This is a genomic window from Herbaspirillum lusitanum, assembly GCF_026127345.1.
Classification (GTDB): Bacteria; Pseudomonadota; Gammaproteobacteria; order Burkholderiales; family Burkholderiaceae_D; genus Herbaspirillum; species Herbaspirillum lusitanum.
Window position 1 is genome coordinate 102893 of sequence record NZ_QXFG01000010.1, and the last position, 20846, is coordinate 123738.

20 protein-coding genes are annotated in these 20846 nt (G+C 60.8%); 11 read left to right on the plus strand and 9 right to left on the minus strand.

Annotated elements, in window-relative coordinates; all coding sequences use genetic code 11:
• The first annotated feature begins 15 nt into the window (after positions 1–15).
• Positions 16–867 (plus strand): diaminopimelate epimerase, encoded by an 852-nt coding sequence (dapF, locus tag DXT88_RS15260; RefSeq protein ID WP_265214733.1) that lies wholly within the window; start codon positions 16–18, stop codon positions 865–867.
• 112 nt (positions 868–979) lie between these two features.
• Here the strand turns inward: dapF and DXT88_RS15265 are convergent, their stop codons facing one another.
• Positions 980–2572: a tetratricopeptide repeat protein gene (locus DXT88_RS15265; protein WP_265214734.1), complete on the minus strand. Its 1593-nt coding sequence runs from the start codon at positions 2570–2572 to the stop codon at positions 980–982.
• Between the two features lie 370 nt (positions 2573–2942).
• Here DXT88_RS15265 and DXT88_RS15270 point away from each other — a divergent pair, with 370 nt between their 5' ends.
• The 4 genes from DXT88_RS15270 (at position 2943) to DXT88_RS15285 (ending at position 6762) form a co-directional block, all read left to right on the plus strand.
• Positions 2943–4148 (plus strand): porin, encoded by a 1206-nt coding sequence (locus DXT88_RS15270; protein WP_265214735.1) that lies wholly within the window; start codon positions 2943–2945, stop codon positions 4146–4148.
• 239 nt (positions 4149–4387) lie between these two features.
• The gene (locus DXT88_RS15275) at positions 4388–5056 is read left to right on the plus strand and encodes a DUF484 family protein (RefSeq protein WP_265214736.1); all 669 of its coding nucleotides are present in this window, start codon (positions 4388–4390) and stop codon (positions 5054–5056) included.
• Between the two features lie 26 nt (positions 5057–5082).
• Complete coding sequence (gene xerC / locus DXT88_RS15280; RefSeq protein ID WP_265214737.1) at positions 5083–6051, plus strand: tyrosine recombinase XerC; 969 nt, start codon at positions 5083–5085, stop codon at positions 6049–6051.
• 129 nt (positions 6052–6180) lie between these two features.
• Positions 6181–6762 (plus strand): Fur family transcriptional regulator, encoded by a 582-nt coding sequence (locus DXT88_RS15285; protein WP_265214738.1) that lies wholly within the window; start codon positions 6181–6183, stop codon positions 6760–6762.
• A 48-nt stretch (positions 6763–6810) separates the two neighbouring features.
• Here DXT88_RS15285 and DXT88_RS15290 read toward each other — a convergent pair whose 3' ends face one another.
• The gene (locus tag DXT88_RS15290; RefSeq protein WP_016834867.1) at positions 6811–7548 is read right to left on the minus strand and encodes a pyrimidine 5'-nucleotidase; all 738 of its coding nucleotides are present in this window, start codon (positions 7546–7548) and stop codon (positions 6811–6813) included.
• A 33-nt stretch (positions 7549–7581) separates the two neighbouring features.
• Between DXT88_RS15290 and DXT88_RS15295 the strand changes: the two genes are divergently transcribed.
• Positions 7582–8502: a TraB/GumN family protein gene (locus DXT88_RS15295; protein ID WP_265214739.1), complete on the plus strand. Its 921-nt coding sequence runs from the start codon at positions 7582–7584 to the stop codon at positions 8500–8502.
• An 87-nt stretch (positions 8503–8589) separates the two neighbouring features.
• Here DXT88_RS15295 and argB read toward each other — a convergent pair whose 3' ends face one another.
• The 4 genes from argB to DXT88_RS15315 form a co-directional block, all read right to left on the minus strand.
• The gene (gene argB, locus DXT88_RS15300; RefSeq protein WP_016834869.1) at positions 8590–9489 is read right to left on the minus strand and encodes an acetylglutamate kinase; all 900 of its coding nucleotides are present in this window, start codon (positions 9487–9489) and stop codon (positions 8590–8592) included.
• Between the two features lie 148 nt (positions 9490–9637).
• The gene (locus tag DXT88_RS15305; protein ID WP_265214740.1) at positions 9638–10423 is read right to left on the minus strand and encodes a hypothetical protein; all 786 of its coding nucleotides are present in this window, start codon (positions 10421–10423) and stop codon (positions 9638–9640) included.
• 13 nt (positions 10424–10436) lie between these two features.
• Positions 10437–11198, minus strand: coding sequence for a type III pantothenate kinase (locus DXT88_RS15310; protein ID WP_265214741.1), 762 nt, complete (start codon positions 11196–11198; stop codon positions 10437–10439).
• A gap of 4 nt (positions 11199–11202) precedes the next feature.
• Positions 11203–12054 (minus strand): biotin--[acetyl-CoA-carboxylase] ligase, encoded by an 852-nt coding sequence (locus DXT88_RS15315; protein WP_407649349.1) that lies wholly within the window; start codon positions 12052–12054, stop codon positions 11203–11205.
• Positions 12055–12233: 179 nt separating this feature from the next.
• Between DXT88_RS15315 and DXT88_RS15320 the strand changes: the two genes are divergently transcribed.
• The 4 genes from DXT88_RS15320 (at position 12234) to DXT88_RS15335 (ending at position 15683) form a co-directional block, all read left to right on the plus strand.
• On the plus strand, positions 12234–13319 hold the full coding sequence (locus DXT88_RS15320; protein WP_265214743.1) for a VanZ family protein: 1086 nt from the start codon (positions 12234–12236) through the stop codon (positions 13317–13319).
• 42 nt (positions 13320–13361) lie between these two features.
• Positions 13362–13700 (plus strand): (2Fe-2S) ferredoxin domain-containing protein, encoded by a 339-nt coding sequence (locus tag DXT88_RS15325; protein WP_265214744.1) that lies wholly within the window; start codon positions 13362–13364, stop codon positions 13698–13700.
• Between the two features lie 28 nt (positions 13701–13728).
• The gene (locus DXT88_RS15330) at positions 13729–14364 is read left to right on the plus strand and encodes an alpha/beta hydrolase (protein ID WP_265214745.1); all 636 of its coding nucleotides are present in this window, start codon (positions 13729–13731) and stop codon (positions 14362–14364) included.
• Positions 14365–14537: 173 nt separating this feature from the next.
• On the plus strand, positions 14538–15683 hold the full coding sequence (locus DXT88_RS15335; protein ID WP_265214746.1) for a D-alanyl-D-alanine carboxypeptidase family protein: 1146 nt from the start codon (positions 14538–14540) through the stop codon (positions 15681–15683).
• 122 nt (positions 15684–15805) lie between these two features.
• Here the strand turns inward: DXT88_RS15335 and ahpF are convergent, their stop codons facing one another.
• Both ahpF and ahpC read right to left on the minus strand, forming a co-directional pair.
• Positions 15806–17401 (minus strand): alkyl hydroperoxide reductase subunit F, encoded by a 1596-nt coding sequence (gene ahpF, locus DXT88_RS15340; RefSeq protein ID WP_029363584.1) that lies wholly within the window; start codon positions 17399–17401, stop codon positions 15806–15808.
• A 162-nt stretch (positions 17402–17563) separates the two neighbouring features.
• On the minus strand, positions 17564–18127 hold the full coding sequence (gene ahpC, locus DXT88_RS15345) for an alkyl hydroperoxide reductase subunit C (RefSeq protein WP_016834879.1): 564 nt from the start codon (positions 18125–18127) through the stop codon (positions 17564–17566).
• Positions 18128–18446: 319 nt separating this feature from the next.
• Here ahpC and DXT88_RS15350 point away from each other — a divergent pair, with 319 nt between their 5' ends.
• Complete coding sequence (locus tag DXT88_RS15350) at positions 18447–18887, plus strand: acyl-CoA thioesterase (protein WP_265214748.1); 441 nt, start codon at positions 18447–18449, stop codon at positions 18885–18887.
• A gap of 60 nt (positions 18888–18947) precedes the next feature.
• On the opposite strand, the gene DXT88_RS15355 is transcribed toward DXT88_RS15350, so the two are convergent.
• Positions 18948–20816 (minus strand): phosphoenolpyruvate carboxykinase (GTP), encoded by a 1869-nt coding sequence (locus DXT88_RS15355; RefSeq protein WP_265214750.1) that lies wholly within the window; start codon positions 20814–20816, stop codon positions 18948–18950.
• Positions 20817–20846 lie beyond the last annotated feature (30 nt).

Genomic DNA, 20846 nt, shown 5'->3' on the forward strand with positions numbered 1-20846 from the left:
CCTATAATTGATGCCATGAAGATCAAATTCACCAAAATGCACGGCGCCGGCAACGACTTCGTTGTCGTTGACGCCATTCACCAGGACATCGCGCTGACCCCGGCGCAATGGAAGTTCATTGCCGACCGCCGCTTCGGCATCGGCGCCGACCAGATGCTGGTGGTGGAAAAGACGCAATCCGAGGGCATCGATTTTCGTTACCGCATCTACAACGCCGACGGCGGCGAGGTCGAACAATGCGGCAACGGCGCGCGCGCATTTGCGCGCTTTGTCAGCGACAAAGGCCTGACCAGCAAACGTGTTATCCGTGTGGAAACAATGTCCGGAATCATCGAACCCACGCTCGAAGACGACGGACGCGTCACGGTCGACATGGGCGCGCCGGTGCTAAGTCCGGAACAGGTGCCGTTCGATCCGTCCGGCCTGGACAGCAAAGCGGAAGGCGACGACGCACTGTGGCCACTCGACGTCGACGGCAAGACACGCTGGATTTCGGTGGTATCGATGGGCAATCCGCATGCGGTTCAAATCGTGGCCGACACCGAAGCGGCGCCGGTATTGACCGACGGCCCGCTGATCGAACGCCACGTGCGCTTCCCCAAGCGCGTCAACGCCGGCTTCATGCAAGTGGTTGATCGGCACAACGTCAATCTGCGCGTATTCGAGCGCGGCGTCGGCGAAACACTGGCGTGCGGTACTGGAGCGTGCGCAGCGGTTGTCGCGGGCATCCGGCGCGGCCTGCTGGATACGCCGGTCGCGGTGCAAACCCACGGTGGCGAATTGGTGATCCGCTGGACCGGGCCGGGCAAGCCGGTCATGATGACGGGGCCGGCGGTATCGGTGTTCGAAGGTGAGATCGAGATCTGAATGCTTCTACTCTATCTACTCTATATAGAGGCACCATAAAATATCCAATGCAAGACGTAATAAAAAGAGATGGCCGCGGCCATCTCTTTTATTTTCCTTGCAACAACACCGCCTAAGACTCTTCAGCCAGGTCGCCCTCTTCTTCGCGCTCGTCATCATCCTGCGGCAAAGCGGTTTTCAGACGGTACAAACGTTGCCGATAATTGCCTTCCGGACCGTTCAAGCTGCAATCGACGTCTTCGAACAGGCGACCGATGCGATTGAGTACCTGCCGCTCGTCACCGGTCTCTATTAATATGAGGCGCCGTTTGCTGCGGGCATAGTAGTCACGGATGTCGACCGCCAGGCAATGGCCGCAATCAGCTTGTTTCAAATCGATCAGCAAAGCCTCGGGCCGGGTCAGTCCGAACAGGATCGCCAGCTCCAGCCGCGCCGCCAGGAACGGATAGGCGTTCAGGAAATCACGTGTCATGTGCCCCTTGGCCGCAACCGCCCATGCGGCCGCAGCCGGCCGGTCAGCAATTTTGGCCAATAATTCGCGCGCATCGGCACTGTCTTGCGCTGCCGCCTTTTGCAGCCAGTAGACCGCGCGCACGTCGTTGGCGGGATCTTCGCGGCGGTTGCGCCAGGCGCTACCGCCGCACTCGAGTTGCGCCAACGCATGCCCCATTTCGGCAGCGCGTTCCAGATAATGCTGCGCGTCGGCAAGATTGCGCTGGGAGAACTCAGGCTTGAGGTAAATGCGCGACAAGGCATACCATGCCGCCGCAAGACCACGCTCACCAGCCAGCGTCAGCCAGCGGATCGCCTTTTTGTAATTGGCGGAACCGAAACCCGGGAACGCACGCCCGCCGTTCTCGTTCATGCGCGCAAAGAACAGACCCAGCGACAGTTGTGCCATCTTGTCATCGGCATAGGCCCCCAGTTCCAGCAGTGATTGCGCCTCCTCGGCGTCAACGTCGCCGATCTCGGCCAGCACTTGCGCAAGCCGCGATAGCAAAGCGATGTTTCCCTCGCCCAAATGTCGGACCAAGCCCTCGGCGGGGGCATTCAGTTGCGGCAGACCGGCGCCATATTGCGCCAGCAGGGAACGCGCCAGCGGCAAGGCGCGGCGAATGAAGTCTGCCCGATCCTGACGCAACCAGGCCGCGTCCGCCAGCGCCAACTGCGCCTGACCGACGCCGGCGTCGGCGGCTTTCTGCGCCCATTGCGTTGCAATGACCTGCTCAGCGGCGCGTTGCTCGCCGGTCGCGATGGCGGCTCCCGCAGCCTGTCGCCTTCCCTGTTGCTGCGCCAGCAACCATTGGGCTTCGGCCGTGCCGGCATTTGCTTCCGATTCCAGCGCCTTCACCGCCTTGCCCAACATTGCCTGCGCTTCGGGCTGCGCCTGATGCGCCAACACCAGGCGTGCAAACGCCAGCCCGGCCAGCTTGCGCCCGGCGTCAAAAGCACGTTCATACCAGAGTACATAGTCAAGCGGACGCGGCGCCTGCGCCACGACCTCATAGGGAATATGCTCGCCAATCAGCGTCCAGGCATCCGGCACTCCCTGACGCGCCGCGCGGTCAAGCCAATGCAACGCGGTGGCGAAGCTCTGCGGCAATCCGTTGCCGCCAAATAAATAGCGCCGGCCCAGCGCCAGTTGCGCTTCCGCCTGACCGGCGCGCGCCGCGCGGATAATTGCCAAATCTTCCCGACTCGCCATAAATCAATCCAAGCACTCTTTCGAAGGAAAAAATTATCCCCCATAAATCATGATATTTTTTTAATACCTGCTTTAAGAGATCAATTTGGAGCTTTAAAACAACAATTCAAGTCTTTAATAATGTTTTTGTTGCTGCAAAGGCAATCAAATAGTCAGAGGCCCCTCCTTACCTCCGGAAAATCCCGATTGTGGGAGATTCACCTCGAAAGCGTTAGAAAAAAACAACAGTCGTGCAGGAGTTTCGGAATTTCAACCAAAACTTTGTCCGCCAAACGACCAATCTGAGGCCAGCGCTAATGAGAACCCTTAATGTCTCACCATCCGACTAGATGTACGGATCCTCAAGACTATTTTTATAGAAGGATGTCAAATGAAAAAATCTCTGCTTGCACTGGCCGTTCTCGGCGCGTTTGCAGGTGCTGCACAAGCACAAAGCTCCGTCACTATCTACGGTATCGTTGATACCGACGTTACTTACACAAGCAAGGCTCAAACTCCAGCTGGCGGCACAAATACCGGTAGCAAGTTTGCAATGAACTCCGGCGTTATCCAAGGTTCGCGCATCGGCTTCAAGGGCGTTGAAGATCTGGGCGGCGGTCTGAGCGCAGTGTTCAACCTGGAAACTGGCTTCACCAACGACAACGGCGGCCTGCAAGGTTCCGACGCTGTTACTGGTTCGAACCTGTTCCGTCGTAAGTCGGTTGTCGGTCTGGCCGGCGGCTTCGGTTCGGTTCTGGTCGGTCGTCAAACTGACTTCGCTGACACAATCAGCGCCTACACTGGCGTTGCTGATTTCGGCGGCGTTATCCAGAACGCGGGTTCGGCTCTGAACCGTTTGCAAGGTACACGCACCAACAACTCGATCAGCTACACCACCAACAACCTGGCTGGCTTCACTGCTAACGTGTTGTACGGTTTCGGCGAAACAGCTGGCAAGACAACTGCCGGCCAATCGTTCGGTCTGGGCGTCAAGTATGACAACGGCCCACTGGGTCTGGGTGCCAACTATTACCAATCCAAAGCTGGTCCAACTCCTTCGGACACCAGCCTCATCCCTGCCACTGCTACGACAGCTACTTTGAGCACTACTGGTGCCAATACCGGCAACACAGCAGCTAAGGTGTTCAACTTGGTCGCCAGCTATCAGTTTGGCCCAGCACGCGTCTACGGTAACTGGTCGCGCGTCAAGCAAGACTTGAATACACAGGCAAACCTGGCAGGTCTGCCAACACCTGTTGCTCTGACAGCTGCAAATCGTGTCACTACAGCAACTCTGGCAAACTCGCGCAAGTCGGACCAATTCGAACTGGGCACAGCTTACTCGCTGACTCCATCGTTGAAGCTGCTGGCTGCTGTGGAATACACAACAGCTAACTTCGACGGCCTGAACGGCAAGGGCAAGCTGACTCAGTACAACATCGGTACTGACTACTGGCTGTCCAAGCGTACTGACCTGTACGCATTCGTGTCGAACCTGCGTGCTAAAGACATGAAGAACCCAGGCGTGGCTGGTGACACAACTGGTACTGACTCGAGCCAAACAGCAGTTACTGTTGGTATCCGTCACAAGTTCTAATTTAAGCGTCTGAATCTCTGGCGTGCAAACGTCAGAATCAGAAACTTAGCTTGAACGATTCGGGCTTACATGAGCAATCATGTAAGCCCGTTTTTATTGGGAAAGCGGTCTCATCGCCTTCGCCAAGAATTCAAGTTGTCAGCATTACCGATAGCGTAGATAATCTCGCGATATTGCGGCAATGCAATCCGGCGCGCCTGGCGCGACCTCCCGGAACAACCACACTCAAAAAAACGCACATGACCACCCATCTGGACTCCGATTCGATCGCCGACTATCTGCTCGACCATCCGCACTTCTTCGAAGAGCACGCCGAATTGCTCGGCCGGATCAGGCTGACCAGCCCTTTGCTGGGTCGCGCCATCTCCTTGCAGGAACGCCAGATGGAAATCCTGCGTGAAAAGATCAAGGTGCAAGAGCTGCACATGGCCGATCTGATGCGGATCGCCCAGGAAAACGACGAGATCACCGGTAAATTCCAAGCCTGGACGCGCGCCCTGCTGCTGGCGCGCAATGACGCCGACCTGCCGCAGGCGCTGGCCGGCAAGCTGCAGGAAATCTTCAACGTCCCGCAGGTCACGTTGCGCCTGTGGAACGTCGCCGAAAGCCACAACGACAATTGGTACACCGCCGCCGTCTCGGAAGATGCGCGTATTTTTGCCAATGGCCTGACGACACCGTTCTGCGGCGCCAACAACGATTTCGAAGCCGCCAGCTGGCTGGAAGACGCCGCTTCCGTGAAGTCGCTGGCAATGCTGCCGCTGCGCGTGGGCGCGGCGCCGGAAGCCTTTGGTTTGCTGGTGCTCGGCTCGCCCGACCCAAGCCGCTTCAGCGCCGACATGGCTACCGATTTCCTGAGCCGCATCAGCGAAACCGCCAGCGCAGCGCTGGCCTGCCTGCTACACTGATTTATCCCGACTTCCCTCCAGACCGTGTGAGCGCCGACGCCAATCAAGCCGAAATCGACCGCTATCTCGACACCCTGCTGAGCCAGCGTATGCTGTCGCCGCACACGGTGAGCAATTACGGTCGCGATCTGGCCGAGTTATCCGAGCTGGCGCAAGCCGCCAGTGCGGAGTTGGACGCAGTCTCCCATTTCCAGATACGCAAGTTCGCCGCGCAATTGCACGGCCGCGGCCTCAATGCCCGCTCCATCGCACGCAAGTTGTCGGCTTGGCGCGGCTTCTACGACTGGCTGTCCGAACAGGGCCGGTTGAAGTCGAATCCGGTCGACGGCGTCAAAGCACCCAAGAAAGCCAAGCCGCTGCCCAAGGCGCTGGCCGCCGATGACGCCGTCCATTTGGTGTCGCAGGCCAATCCGCTCAAGGACCCCGCCGCACCTGCCCAGCTATGCAATCGCGCCATGTTCGAATTGCTGTACTCCAGCGGCTTGCGGGTTTCCGAACTGGTTGGCCTCGACGTGCAGTACCGCCAGGAAGCAGGCTATGTCTCGGCCGGCTGGATCGACATGGACGGCAATGAAGTGACCGTCACCGGCAAAGGCAACAAGATGCGCAGCGTGCCGGTCGGCAAACCGGCCATGGAGGCGCTCAAAGCCTGGTTGAGCGCGCGCGAGACCGTGATGGGGGGTCATGCCGACGCCGAGCGGCGCGCGCTGTTCCTGAGCGAGCGCGGTGCGCGCATGTCGCCGCGGGTAGCGCAATTGCGCCTCAAAGCGCACGGTCAGGCGCTGGGCCTGGCCACCAACGTCCATCCGCATGTGTTGCGCCACTCCTTCGCCTCCCACGTCCTGCAAGGCTCAGGCGACTTGCGTGCAGTGCAGGAGATGCTTGGCCATGCGTCGATCGCGGCGACCCAGGTCTACACCTCGCTCGACTTCCAGCGCCTGGCGCAAGTCTATGACGCCGCCCATCCGCGCGCCAAGAAGATCGCCGGCAAATAAGCTTCACTCCCACGCCCGGACAAAGCCGCCACCGGCGAATTGCGGCATAATTCGGATAGGTCACCGACCGGGCGCCGCATCTGCGAGCCGTCCTCACATCAGCCGTACCAGCCACTCTAGCGATATGCCATGAAATCCAAAGCCGACATCACCGCCAACGCTCTGCCCCACGATCCCGCCGCTGTGCAGGCTCTGGCCGAGCTGCAATTGCGCGACGCGTCGGTGCGCGTCACGCAGGCGCGCGTGAGCGTCCTGGCAGCGCTACTGAGCGCACGCAGCGCGGTGTCGCATCAGGATATCCAGGACAAGCTGGTCGACATGGATCGTGTCACGCTGTATCGCGCGCTCGACTGCCTGACCGAGGCCGGGCTGGCGCACAAGATCGCCAGCGATGACCGCATCTTCCGCTACAACGCCGGCACCGGCGCCGAACATCACGATCACGGCAGCCATGGCGGCCATCAACACGCCCACGGCAATGCCCAGCATCAGCATGGTCATTTCAAATGCACGCGCTGCGCCCGGGTGTTTTGCCTGGACGGCAGCGGCGAAGCGGGGTTTCTTGAAAGTGTTTTGCCTTCATCGGGAAAGCGCCAAACCACGGCGGCGCAATTGCAGACCGCCCTGCAAAAATCCCTCGGCAAGGGCTTTCGCAGTCACGAAATCGAACTGACCATCAAGGGTTGGTGCGCCGACTGCGCCGACGATTGAGTATTCGGCTGAAGCCGCTGAATACGGCTGAATACCGCTTATTCCCGCTTATTCCTTGTAAGCGCCGGCCAGGCGACGCAAATGGCTGGTCAGCTGTCGCACCGAACGCACCTTCACATCGACATATGACGGATGCATTGTCTGCATCCTGCGCACGCCGGCCGCTGAAAAATGCGGATTGCCGACCAGGTATTGGGTGATCCACGCCGTGCGCACGCCCAGCTCCTTGGCCGACTTCAGATTGACCACGGTGTCTTCCACCAGGATGCAGCGATGCGCCGGGACACGTTCGCGCGCCAGCAACTGTTGCAGCATCTGCCGCGACGGTTTGGGCTTGAGCTTGCCGTGCACGCGCATCGATTCGATGGAGATGTGCTTGTCGAAATGACGATGCAGGCCGAGATGTCGCACCACGTCGCGCGAGTAACGCAACGGCGCATTGGTCAGCAGGATCTTGCGTCCCGGCAGGCGCTTGAGCAGGTTCAGCAAGCCGCGCTCGGCGCGGATCATGCCGAACAGGTCGTCGAAGTCATGCGCGTCGCGCAGGAAGTCTTCCGGCCGCACCTGATGATGCTGCACCATCCCCAGCAAGGTCGCACCGTACAAGCGCCAGTAGCGCTGGCGCATGGCGTCGACGGCGTCCTGATCGGCCGGCAAGCCTTGCTCTTTCAGCACCCGCTCCATGAACAGGTTCATGTTGGCGTTGATCGCGGGGAAGATCGCGTGCGACGCGTTGTGCAGGGTGTTGTCGAGATCGAAAAGCCAGAGCGGTGTAATATTCGGCACGGTAAAACTTGATGTGAATGGATGGAAAGCGCAATGATGCGACGCCTGATTATAGTGACATTCAGCTGGCTGTTCTGCCTTTATCTGCCGCTCGCAAATGCCGCCGAGGCTGCTTCTGCGGCGGTCCGCGCGGAGCATCGCGGCGCCTTGTTCAAGGTGCAGGACGCACGCCACACGCTGTATCTGTTCGGCACCATCCATGTCGGCGCCGCCAACTTCTATCCGTTGGAACCGCGCGTGATGCAAGCGTTGGAACAGGCCCCGGCAATCGCGCTCGAAATCGATCCGAAGAAAACGCCCGCCATGCAGGCCGCGGTGCTGCGCTACGGGTTCTATCCCGAAGGCCAGAGCTACCAGACCGACCTCACTCCGCAACTGCAGCAGCAGGTGCAGGCAGCGCTGAAAAAATACAATGTCCCGGCCGAAGCCGTCGCGCGCTTTCGCCCCTGGATGATCGCCAGCCTGCTGACCGTGCAGGAGTTCGGCAGCAAAGGCTATCGTTCCGACCTTGCCGTCGACGGCCATCTGGCCGATTTCGTCACCAAACGCAACAAGCCCGTGATCGAACTGGAAGGCGCCGAAACACAGCTGGCGCTGTTCGGCGCGCTAAGCCGGCAACAGCAAACCCTGCTGCTGGAAGACACCCTCAAGGAGCTCGACGATCCCGACAGCGCAGCGCGCGTAGTGGAGCTGGCCGAGTTCTGGCGCACCGCCAACCTGTCCGGACTGCAAAGCCTGCTTGATGAAATGGCCGGCGACGGCAGCTTCGTCGGCCGCTTTACCAAGGACGTCTTGCTGGACCAGCGCAATCCCGCCCTGGCCGAACGAATCGGCGGCCTGCTCAAGAGCCGCGATCGCATTTTCGCCGCCATCGGCATCCTGCATCTGGTCGGCCCCACCGGCGTGCCGGCGTTGCTGCAACAGCGCGGTTTCAAGGTCGAACGGATTTACTGACCGTCCTCATATACGCATCCACGCTGCAATAAAAAAGGCGCCGCCGGTTTCCCGGGGCGCCTTTTTTGCGCGATGCGCTTGCGATGTTCAGTGCGAGCGGATCATGGTGCCGAACGCCTGTTCGGTCAGCACTTCCAGCAGCAGCGAATGCTCGATGCGGCCGTCGATGATGTGGACGGTGTTCACGCCTGATTTGGCGGCGTCCAGGGCCGAGGAAATCTTCGGCAGCATGCCGCCGGAGATGGTGCCGTCTTCGAACATTTCGTCGATCTCGCGTGCCGACAGGTCGGTCAGCAGGTTACCCTTCTTGTCTTGCACGCCGGCAATGTTGGTCATCATGATCAGCTTTTCGGCATGCAGGATCTCGGCGATCTTGCCGGCCACGACATCGGCATTGATGTTGTAAGCCTGGCCGTCGTCGCCGAAGCCGATCGGCGAAATGATCGGGATGAAGGCATCGTCTTGCAGCGCCTTGACCACCGCCGGATTGATTGCCTCGATTTCACCGACGAAGCCGATGTCGAGGAATTGACCCGGATTTTCCTTGTCCGGCATCTGCATCTTGCGCGCACGGATCAGACCGCCGTCCTTGCCGGTCAGGCCCACTGCCTGGCCGCCGTAGTGATTGATCAACATCACGATGTCCTGCTGCACTTCGCCGCCCAGCACCCACTCCACCACTTCCATGGTTTCTTCGTCGGTGATGCGCATGCCCTGCACGAAGGTGCCCTGCTTGCCGATTTTCTTGAGCGCATTGTCGATCTGCGGACCGCCGCCGTGCACCACCACCGGATTCATGCCGACCAGTTTCAGCAAGATCACGTCGCGGGCGAAGCCATGCTTGAGACGCTCTTCCGTCATCGCATTGCCGCCGTATTTGACGACGATGGTCTTGCCATGGAACTTGCGGATGTACGGCAAGGCTTCGGCCAGGATTTCAGCCTTGATGATGGGGTCAACGTCGGTCAGGTCGGTCAAATCGGTCATGTGCAATTCCTGGGCAGGAGAGATATTCGGAATGTCCGCGATTTTACATGGAAAGCGCGATCCGATTGTGGCGGATATGACGTTTTATCGCCCCCATGCAAAATCGGCCTGCGCCCGGCAACCCGCACCGGCCATGCATGGGCGAGACTCAGCCCGTGCAGCTGCGCATTTCCTGGTTGGGGAATTTGGCCTTGAGGCCGTCCAGCGCCGTCTTGGTTGCCGCATCGACATTGCGCCATTGATAAGCCTGCTTGTTCGACGTGACGTTGCGCGCCATGATGCGCGCGCTGCGCACACCCTGAGGAATCAGCCGGCCGATGTAGGCCTTGGCCGCTTCTTCGGTCTTGAATACGCCCAGCGAAATGGCCCAGCGCAAGGCCGGATTGGGCTGGGATTCGGGCATCACGTAGAAGTCCTGGATGCCGAGACGGCGCAGTTCGGCCGTCTTGCGGTCGGCGCCCTCCTTGCCGTCCTGCGTGGGGATATAGACCATGTGGCTGGCGGCTTCCTGCACGCTGCGCGTGGTGGGCTTGACCGGCAGATTGAGACTGCTCAGTTGGACGTCGAATTTGCGCACTTCGACGGCGTTGAAGTTGCCGATTTCAGTGCAGGCGATGAGCGGGACTGCAGGAGCAGCAGCATCGGCGGGCACCTTGGCTTCCGGCGGCGTCGCATCCGGCTTGCTTTGCTTTGCGTCCTTGGCGGCATCCTCCGCCGCGGCGACCGCGACCGTGCCTGCAGGTGCATCGGACTTGGCCGGGGACACCAATTTTTCGCTGTTGGCCGGCAGGATGGTCAGGGTTTCGGGATGCAGCTGCTGCGCCAGGCGTTTGGGCTCGTGGCGCTCGGAGGCTGTCGCGCCGAGATAGCCTCGTTGCATGGCGAACAGGGCCGCATTGCCGATCAACAGTAGCCAAAAAAGCAATTTCAACATGATTTCATCGCCTTCATTCCGTCGCCGCCACATGCAGGCCGATCAGCACCAGATTATCGACTTTTTCGCAGGGCATTGACAAATACGGCGCCAGCACCGGCCCGGCGCCGCCCGCCAGCACGCACAGCACCTCGCCGTGCGTTTGCCGGTGCGCAGCGACGGCGCGCTCGATGGCGCCGGTCTGCGCCGCAATACAGCCGGCGATGATGGCGTCGGTGGTGTTGTCGGCAAAAGGCGTGGCGACCGCGCTGATGCTGTGTATCTGCGGCAACTGCGCGGTATTGAGCGCCAGCGACGTCGCCATCACGCCGAGTCCCGGCAAGATCATGCCGCCCAGAAAATCGCCGTCGGACGTGACCGCGTCGACCGTAGTAGCGGTACCGCAAGTGGCCACGATCAGCGCACGCTGCGGAAACAGCGCATGCGCGCCGATAGCCGACGCGAAACGATCGCAGCCGAGCTGGCCGGGATTCTTGTAACGATTGCGCACACCCGCCAGTTGCGGTTGCGATGCGAACCAGTCGATGCGCAACTCCTTGCCGAAGGCCGCATGCAGCGTTGCCTGCAAAGCCTCCCGAACCGCAGGACCGGCCACGTTCGAGACCAGCACGCGCACCACAGGCAAACCCTGCCAGGCCTGTGTCAATGCAGCGACCTCACCGCGCGCCACTGCCCCGACATGACGCCAGCGGCCCGCGCCGGCAACCGAGAAAATTTGTTCCGCCGGAACGCCCCATTTGATCAGCGTATTGCCGACATCGATCAGCAGCAACATGTCGCTACTCCCGCAAACGCAAGGACACATCGCCGGCGGTGACGGCCACGCGCCCGCTTGCGGTGTCCATCAGGAAACAGCCCTGCTCATCGACGCCGACGGCGACGCCCTCGTGCAGCATGCGACCGTCGTCGAGAATGCGCACGGCGCGCCCCGTATAAGCGTGCAAACGATTCCAGCGCGCCACGAAATGCGTAAATCCGCGCGCATCGAAATCGGCCAGCGCATCCGACAAGGCGCTCAGCAAAATCGCCAGCAGGCGCTCGCGATCATGCGTCAGCAACTCCGACACGTCGGCCACGGCGCGGCCGATGCGCTGCTGCAGATCCGGCGGCATGGTCAGGTTGACGCCGATGCCGATGACGGTCCAGGTGCCGGCAGCACCCGCGCCTTTATCCTGCGCGGTCTCGATCAGGATGCCGGCCAGCTTGGCGCCGTCGCGCAGGACGTCGTTGGGCCATTTCAATTCGACATCAATGCCGAAGATGCCGAGCGCCTCGGCCAGCGCAACGCCGACGGCCAGCGGCAAGCCGATCAGCGCATGCAGCGGACGCCCGAATTTCCACGCCAGCGAGAATGTCAGCGCCGACGTTTTGGTGGTCTGCCACGGCCGCCCCGCGCGCCCGCGACCGGCGGTCTGCGACTCGGCCACCAGCAGGACCGGCGCCACCAGCCTGGCGCCGTCGACAGCGGTGACGCGCGCCAGCAGATCGGCATTGGTCGAACCGGTTTCGGCAACCACTTCGACCGCCACGGTCTTGGCGTTGTCGTTGCTGGAACTGGCGATCAATGCGGCGATGCGCTGGGCGGAAATCGTCGTGGCGAGTGAAGTTTCGGTGGCGTGCATGGCGCACATTGTAACGGTTGTGCAAGGTGCAAGCGAAGGAGAAATCGGTTACCCTCGCTGGCATGGACGCTCCTTACCGACCGCCACAATCACCCGCGCCAGCCGCCCCGCCCGCCTCTGCCCCTGCCTCCGCTTCCATCGCAACCGCAGTCGCCCGGCCGGCGGCTTCCTCGTTTGCACGCGTCAGTTTGCTGATCTATGCGCTGCTGATCGTGTACGCCAGCTGGTATCCGTTTTCGGGCTGGCGCGACATGGGATTGCTGCCCTACGACTATCTGTGGGCGCGCCTGCCGTATTACTGGACCGGCTTCGACCTCTGGACCAATGTGATCGGCTATGCGCCATTCGGCGCACTGGTGGTGTATGCACTGTATCCACGGGTGCGTTCCGTGTGGGCGGTGCTGCTTGGCACGCTGGCCGGCGTGGCCTTGTCGGCCGTGATGGAAGCAGTGCAAACCTACCTGCCCACGCGCATTCCCTCCAATCTCGATCTCATCACCAACAGTTGCGGCACCTTGCTGGGCGCGCTGATCGGCGCCTGGACCAGTCGCTACTTCCTGCGCCAGAGCCGCTTGCTGGAAATACGGCGCAGCTGGTTCTCGCGCGAAGCCAGCCGCGGTCTGGTGGTGGTCGGGCTGTGGCCGCTGGCGCTGATCTATCCGCAAAACCATCTGTTCGGCCTCGGCCACGTGGTGCCGCCGCTGTCGAGCTTGCTGTCGGACCTGCTCGACACGCCGATCGATCTCGCCACTTGGTGGACCAACAACGCCCAGCTCAGCGCCGAGCAATACTGGCTGGCCGAAATCATCGTCACCGCCTGCGGCCTCACCGGCGCCGTACTGACCATGCTCCTGCTGCTGCGCAAGCCGGCGCCGCGCAACATGCTGATGGCGATCTACCTGTTCGGTGCGGTGTTCATCAAGTCGCTCTCATGCGCATTGTTCTTCGCGCCGGAAAACGCCTTCGCCTGGTTCACGCCGGGCGCGGCCGGCGGCATGATCGTCGGCGGCCTGATGCTGGCCGGCCTGTCGTTCGCACCGCCGGTGGCGCAACGACGCATCGCCGGGCTGGCACTGATCTTCAGCCTGCTGGCGACCAATGCGGTGCCGGCCAATCCGTATTTCGTCTCGACGCTACAAACCTGGGTACAGGGAAAATTCCTCAATTTCGACGGCGCCGCGCAATTCCTCTCGGTGCTGTGGCCGTTCCTGGCGCTGTGGTTCCTGTATCACCCGGTGCATCGCAAGGCCGGCGGCCAAGGCGCCCCCAAATGACGAGGTGTATCATGACGCCTTTGATCTACTCGGAACATCGCCATGGCAGACACTCCTGACACCGCCGACAAGCCGTTCTACGAACATCACGTCTTTTTCTGCCTGAACCAGCGCAAGCCGGGCGAACGCACCTGCTGCGCCGACAAGGGCGCACAGGCCGCGCAGGAACATGCCAAGAAGCGCATCAAGCAACTCGGCCTGGCCGGCGAAGGCAAGGTGCGCATCAACAAGGCCGGCTGCCTGGAGCGCTGCGAAGAAGGCCCGGTCGTGGTCATCTATCCGCAAGGCACCTGGTACACCTACGTCGACAACGAAGACATCGATGAAATCATCGATTCGCACATCGTCGGCGGCAAGATCGCCGACCGCCTCAAAATCTGAATACGCCTCTTCCCGGGCGCATAAACGCATGAACGCACAAACACAAGCCTTTCTGATCCCCGGCGCCGCCGGCCAGCTGGAATGCGCGCTGGACCTGCCGGATTCCGAGCAGTTCGCCGCGCCGCGCGGTCTCGCGCTGGTGGCCCATCCGCATCCGCTGTACGGCGGCACCATGGACAACAAGGTCGCACAAACGCTGGCGCGCTCGTTCCTGGCACTCGGCTATGTCACCGTCCGGATGAATTTCCGGGGCGTCGGCAAATCCGCAGGCGTGCATGACCACGGCCACGGCGAAACCGACGACATGGCGCTCTTGCTGGCGCACATGCGCACGCAATATCCCGACCTGCCGCTGGCGCTGGGCGGCTTCTCGTTCGGCACCTTCGTGCAGGCCCAACTGCAGCAGCGCCTGATTGCAGAAGGCACACCCGCCGAACGCCTAGCCCTGGTCGGCACCGCCGCCGGCAAATGGCCGATGCCGCCGGTCCCGGCCGACACCATCCTGATCCATGGCGAGCTGGACGACACCATTCCGCTCACGGCGGTGCTGGACTGGGCGCGCCCGCAGGAACTGCCGGTCATCGTGATCCCCGGCGCGGATCACTTTTTTCACCGTAAATTGCAACATATCAAAACACTGATAGTCCAAATGTGGCATCGCTGAACCTGCTTTGGCTCTTGCAGCGAGCCCCAAAGCAGGTTTGAAGCACGCAAACGGACGCCGCACAGCCTTGTTGTCAGGCTCGACGTTTATAATCCGGTGCGATGTTCACTCATCTCTTTTCAAACGACAGTCCCGCATGCAGTCCGGCGGGACACATTTTTTTACACCCAAAGATGAAAAAACTACTCGCGGCCATTGCCGCAACCGTCCTGAGCTTCTCGGCAGCCGCCCAGAGCCTTCCACCTCCCAGCGTCGCCGCCAAATCGTGGCTGCTGCTGGATGCGTCGAGCAATCAGATCATCGCTTCGCAGGAAGCCGACACGCGCGTCGAACCGGCTTCGCTGGTCAAGCTGATGACCGCTTACCTGGCCTTTGCCGCCGTGCGCGACAAGCGTCTCGACCTGAACCAGGAAATCAGCGTCTCGGTCAATGCCTGGAAAGTCGATCCGAGCAGCTCCAAGATGTTCATCGAGCCGAACAAGCCGGTCTCGGTCAACAACCTGCTGTACGGTCTGATCTCGGTTTCCGGCAATGACGCCGCCGTGGCGCTGTCCGAAGCCGTCTCCGGCACCACCGACGCTTTCGTCGTGCTGATGAACCGCGAAGCGCAACGCCAGGGCCTGACCGGCACCCACTTCAGCAACCCGCACGGTTTGCCGAGCCCGGACACGTACACGACTGCGCGCGACCTGGCGATCCTGTGCCGCAACCTGATCAACGACTTCCCCGACTTCTACAAAACCTATTACTCGGTCAAGAAGTTCACCTATAACAACATCACCCAGCCCAACCGCAACCGCCTGCTGTGGCTCGACCCGACCGTCGACGGCATGAAGACCGGCCACACCGACAGCGCCGGCTATTCGCTGATCACCTCGGCCAAGCGTCCGGTCGCCAACGGCGAACGCCGCCTGATCTCGGTCGTCATCGGCACCGTATCCGACCAGGTCCGCACGCAGGAAAGCCAGAAGCTGCTGAACTGGGGCTTCCAGAATTTCGACGCCGTGAAGCTGTACAGCAAGGGCCAGGCAGTCGACACGCCTGACGTGTGGAAGGGTTCGCAAGGCAAGATCAAGATCGGCTTCATGCGCGACGTCTACGTGACAGTGCCGAAGGGCACCGCCGACAAGATCAAGCCGCGCGTTGAACGCAACGATCCGCTGATCGCGCCGATTTCGGAAAACGCCAAGGTCGGTACACTGAAGATCATGATCGACGACAAGGCCGTCACCGAATTGCCGCTGGTGGCGCTGGAATCGGTCGGCCCGGCCGGCATCTTCGGCCGCGCCTGGGATTCGCTGCGTTTGCTGTTCAAGTAATCCAGGCCAGTCGGGCGCGACGTGCAGCGTGCAGCTCGCGCCCACAAAAAAAGCCACCGCGAGGTGGCTTTTTTACGGCCGTCCGCCGAAGGGGCAACGGACAACCGGCTCGCAATTGCTGCTTACGCTACCGCTGCTTCCTTGGCGACAACCGGTGCCTCTTCCGGTGCCGAGCTTCGAATCAGGTGATCGAATGCGCTCAATGCCGCCTTGGAACCTTCACCGACCGCGATCACGATCTGCTTGTACGGCACCGTCGTCACGTCGCCGGCAGCGAACACGCCGGGAATCGAGGTCTGGCCCTTGGCGTCGATTTCGATTTCGCCGTGCTTGCTCAGCGCAACAGTACCCTTCAACCACTCAGTGTTCGGCACCAGGCCGATCTGGACGAATACGCCTTCCAGTTCGATGTGCTTCACTTCGCCGCTGATGCGTTCCTTGTAGCTGATGCCGTTGACCTTCTTGCCGTCGCCGGTGATTTCGCTGGTCTGCGCCGAGGTGATGATGGTGACGTTGGGCAGGCTCTTCAGCTTGCGCACCAGCACGGCGTCGGCCTTGAGTTCAGCCGCGAATTCCAGCAGCGTGACATGGCTGACGATGCCGGCCAGGTCGATTGCCGCTTCCACGCCGGAATTGCCGCCGCCGATCACCGACACGCGCTTGCCCTTGAACAGCGGGCCGTCGCAATGCGGGCAGTACGCTACGCCGTGGTTGCGGTATTCGTCCTCGCCCGGCACGTTGACTTGCCTCCAGCGCGCACCGGTCGACAGGATCACGGTCTTGCCCTTCAGCACGCCGCCGTTGGCCAGCCTGACTTCGATCATGCCATCGCCGGGCACCAGCGCTTCGGCGCGTTGCGTGTTCATGATGTCGACGTCGTAGGTGCGGACGTGTTGTTCCAGCGCGGTGGCGAATTGCGGACCTTCGGTTTCCTTGACGGAGACGAAGTTTTCAATCGCCAGCGTATCCAGCACCTGGCCGCCGAAACGTTCGGCGACGACGCCGGTGCGAATGCCCTTGCGCGCTGCATAGATCGCAGCCGCTGCGCCGGCGGGACCGCCGCCGACGATCAGCACGTCGTAGGCTTCTTTCGCGCTCAGCTCTTCGCCCTTGCGGGCGGCGGCGCCGGTATCGAGCTTGGCGAGGATTTCTTCCACGCCGGTGCGGCCCTGGCCGAACACTTCGCCGTTCATGTAGACGGTCGGCACGGCCATGATCTGGCGCTTCTCGACTTCGTCCTGGAACAGCGCGCCGTCCACCGTCACCGAGCGGATGCGCGGGTTGATGATCGACATCACGTTGAGCGCCTGCACGACTTCCGGGCAGTTCTGGCAAGTCAGCGAGATATAGGTTTCAAACGAGTAATCGCCATCCAGATTGCGGATTTGTTCGATCACCTTGTCGTCGAGCTTGATGGGGTGGCCGCCGACTTGCAGCAGCGCCAGCACCAGCGACGTAAATTCGTGGCCCATCGGGATACCGGCGAACTGCACGCTGATATCGGTACCGGGGCGATTCAATGAAAAGGATGGCTTGCGCACGGCGTGATCGTTGCGCTCGACCAGCGTGATGCGCTCGGACAGCGTGACGATTTCCTGCAGCAGCTCCTGCAACTCATGAGACTTGGCGCCATCATCCAGCGACGCGACGATCTCGATAGGCTGCGTGACCTTTTCCAGGTAGGCTTTCAATTGGGCTTTGAGATTGGCATCCAGCATGATGATTTCCACTTTCCTCTGATGTGAGACTTCAATATTGTCCGGACTCCGCCGCTCGGCCTCGTGAGCTCTGCGGCGTTGCTTGCGCCCAATCCGGACGGGTGCTTCAGTTTTTGTTTCTGTACTTCTTGATCACTGCATTAAATCGCTTTGCGATTCAAATCAGATCTTGCCGACCAGATCCAACGATGGCTTCAGAGTTTCTGCGCCTTCGGTCCATTTGGCTGGGCAAACTTCACCTGGGTGCGAAGCAACGTATTGCGCTGCCTTGACCTTGCGCAGCAGTTCGGAAGCGTCGCGGCCGATACCGTTGTCATGGATTTCCAGAACCTTGATCTGGCCTTCCGGATTGATCACGAAAGTACCGCGCAGTGCCAGACCTTCTTCTTCGATCAGGACTTCGAAGTTGCGAGCCAGCGTTGCGGTTGGGTCGCCGACCAGTGGGTATTGCACTTTCTTGATGGCGTCCGAAGTGTCGTGCCATGCCTTGTGCGCGAAATGGGTATCGGTCGACACGCCGTAGATTTCCACGCCCATCTTCTTGAATTCAGCGTAGTTGTTGGCCAGGTCTTCCAGTTCGGTCGGGCAGACGAAAGTAAAGTCAGCTGGGTAGAACACGAACACGGACCATTTGCCCTTCAGGCTTGCTTCGGTGATGTCGACGAATTTGCCGTCGTGGTAAGCAGTTGCTTTGAATGGCTTGACTGTCGTATTGATCAGGGACATTGCGTTTCCTTTACTTAGGGGTTGAAAGAGAGTGAAGAGATAGTAAAGCGCCTCTATATATTAATCAAATTTATTTGTTTAATACTTTCGATTGCGTTTGACTATCAACATTCGTGTGGAACGGCTTGCCGTCATACCAAGGGATACGCTGCATATGGGCGCGAAAGCGCCGGATGCAACCGCCGGGGCTTGCTGCGACGGAACTGCGGATCGCTTACACTGCCGGCTCACCGTTCGATTGAAATCAGGAGACGGGGTTCGTTCCCGTCGCAATATTACTTCAGCACGGCAACACGCGTGTGACGAGGCAAAATAGACGATGACCAGCAAACCGACCGCTTCCCGCCGCGCCGATTATCCCCATTTCCACGCCCTGCAGACGCACTGGATGGACAACGACGTCTACGGCCACGTCAACAACGTCGTGTATTACAGCTGGTTCGACACCGCTGTGAATCATTTCCTGATGGCAAGCCGGGCGCTCGACATCCCGGGCGGCGACGTCATCGGCCTGGTCATTGAGACTCACTGCAATTATTTCGCGCCGGTCAGCTTTCCGGACACGGTGCAGATCGGCGTGCGCGTAGCGAGCGTGGGCAACTCCAGCGTGCGCTACGAGGTGGGCATTTTCCGTGAAGGCGGCGACACCGCCGCAGCGCAGGGACACTTCATCCACGTCTACGTCGACGCTGCGACACGACGGCCGGTGACGGTGCCGGAGCGCATGCGCTCGGTGCTTCAGACGATTTTGCGGGCATAAAAAAACGGCCATCTTTCGATGGCCGATTTTGCTTGGCAGTACAGAACGCAGCTTGAACGATTACGCCGCCAGCTTCTTCTGCAGCGCCACCTTCACTTCCATCAGTTCACGCGGCAGATTGTGCTTGAGCTTGTCGAACAGCTCGGTGTGCAATTCAACCTCCCGGGCCCAGGCCGCCTTGTCGATCGAAGTGATCGTGGCGAACTGTTCCGGCGTGAAGTCGATGCCGTCCCATTGCAGGTCTTCGTAACGCGGCGACACCCCGAAGATGTGTGGAACGCCGCCGACGCGCACGCCTTGCGGATCTTCAATGCGTTCCAGCATCCACTTCAGCACGCGCATGTTGTCGCCGAATCCGGGCCAGACGAACTTGCCGTCGGCGTCGGTGCGGAACCAGTTGACGCAGTAGATCTTCGGCAGTTCGGCCGGCGATGCGGCGATCTTGCGACCGAGGTTCAGCCAGTGCTGGAAGTAGTCGCTCATGTTGTAGCCGGCGAACGGCAGCATCGCGAACGGATCGCGGCGCACCACGCCTTGCTGGCCGACGGCGGCAGCAGTGGTTTCGGATCCCATGGTCGCAGCCATGTAGACGCCTTCCACCCAGTTGCGCGCCTCGGTCACCAGCGGCACCGTGGTCGAACGGCGACCGCCGAAGATGAAGGCCGAAATCGGCACGCCGGCCGGATCATCCCAGGCGGCATCGATGACGGGATTCTGTGTCGCGGCGACGGTGAAGCGCGCGTTCGGATGCGCCGCCTTGCGGCCGGTTTCCTTGGCGATTGCCGGCGTCCAGTCCTTGCCCTGCCAGTCGATCAGATGGGCAGGCGCTTCCTTGGTCATGCCCTCCCACCAGACGTCGCCGTCGTCGGTGAGCGCGACGTTGGTGAAGATGGTGTTGGCGCGCAGCGAGGCCATGCAGTTGAAGTTGGTCTTTTCGTTGGTGCCCGGAGCCACGCCGAAATAACCCGCTTCAGGATTGATCGCGTAGAGACGGCCGTCCTCACCCGGTTTGATCCAGGCGATGTCGTCGCCGATGGTGGTGACTTTCCAGCCGTCGAAGGACTTCGGCGGAATCAGCATGGCGAAGTTGGTCTTGCCGCAGGCCGACGGGAACGCCGCTGCGACATAATGCTTCTTGCCCTCTGGCGATTCGACGCCGAGGATCAGCATGTGTTCCGCCAGCCAGCCCTGATCACGGCCCATGGTCGATGCGATGCGCAGCGCAAAGCACTTCTTGCCCAGCAGCGCATTGCCGCCGTAGCCTGAACCGTAGGACCAGATTTCGTGGGTCTCGGGATAATGGACGATGTACTTGGTCGGGTTGCATGGCCAGGCGACGTCTTTCTCGCCGGCTTGCAGCGGTGCGCCAACGGTATGCACGCATGGCACGAAATCGCCGTCAGTACCCAGCACGTCATACACGGCCTTCCCCATGCGGGTCATGATGCGCATGTTCACGGCGACGTAAGGAGAATCGGACAGCTCGACGCCGATATGGGCGATCGGCGAACCCAGCGGGCCCATCGAGAACGGCACCACGTACAAGGTGCGCCCGCGCATGCTGCCGTCAAACAGACCGTTGAGGGTCGTGCGCATTTCGGCGGGGTCGGTCCAGTTGTTGGTCGGGCCGGCGTCGTCCTTGTTCTTCGAGCAGATGAAGGTGCGGTCTTCCACGCGCGCCACGTCGGACGGATCGGAACAGGCCAGGTAGCTGTTCGGACGCTTGTCCTGATTGAGTTTCTTCATGGTGCCGGCGGCGACCATTTCGGCGCACAGGCGATCGTATTCTTCCTGCGAACCATCGCACCAGTAGATGCTTTCCGGCTTGGTCAGCGCGGCGATCTCGGCGACCCAGTTGATCAGTTTTTGGTGTTTGACGAAAGCCGGAGCGTTCAATGCGGCGACGCTTTCCATGACAGGTTGATTCATAAACACTACCTCCAATGCCTAAAGTTAAAT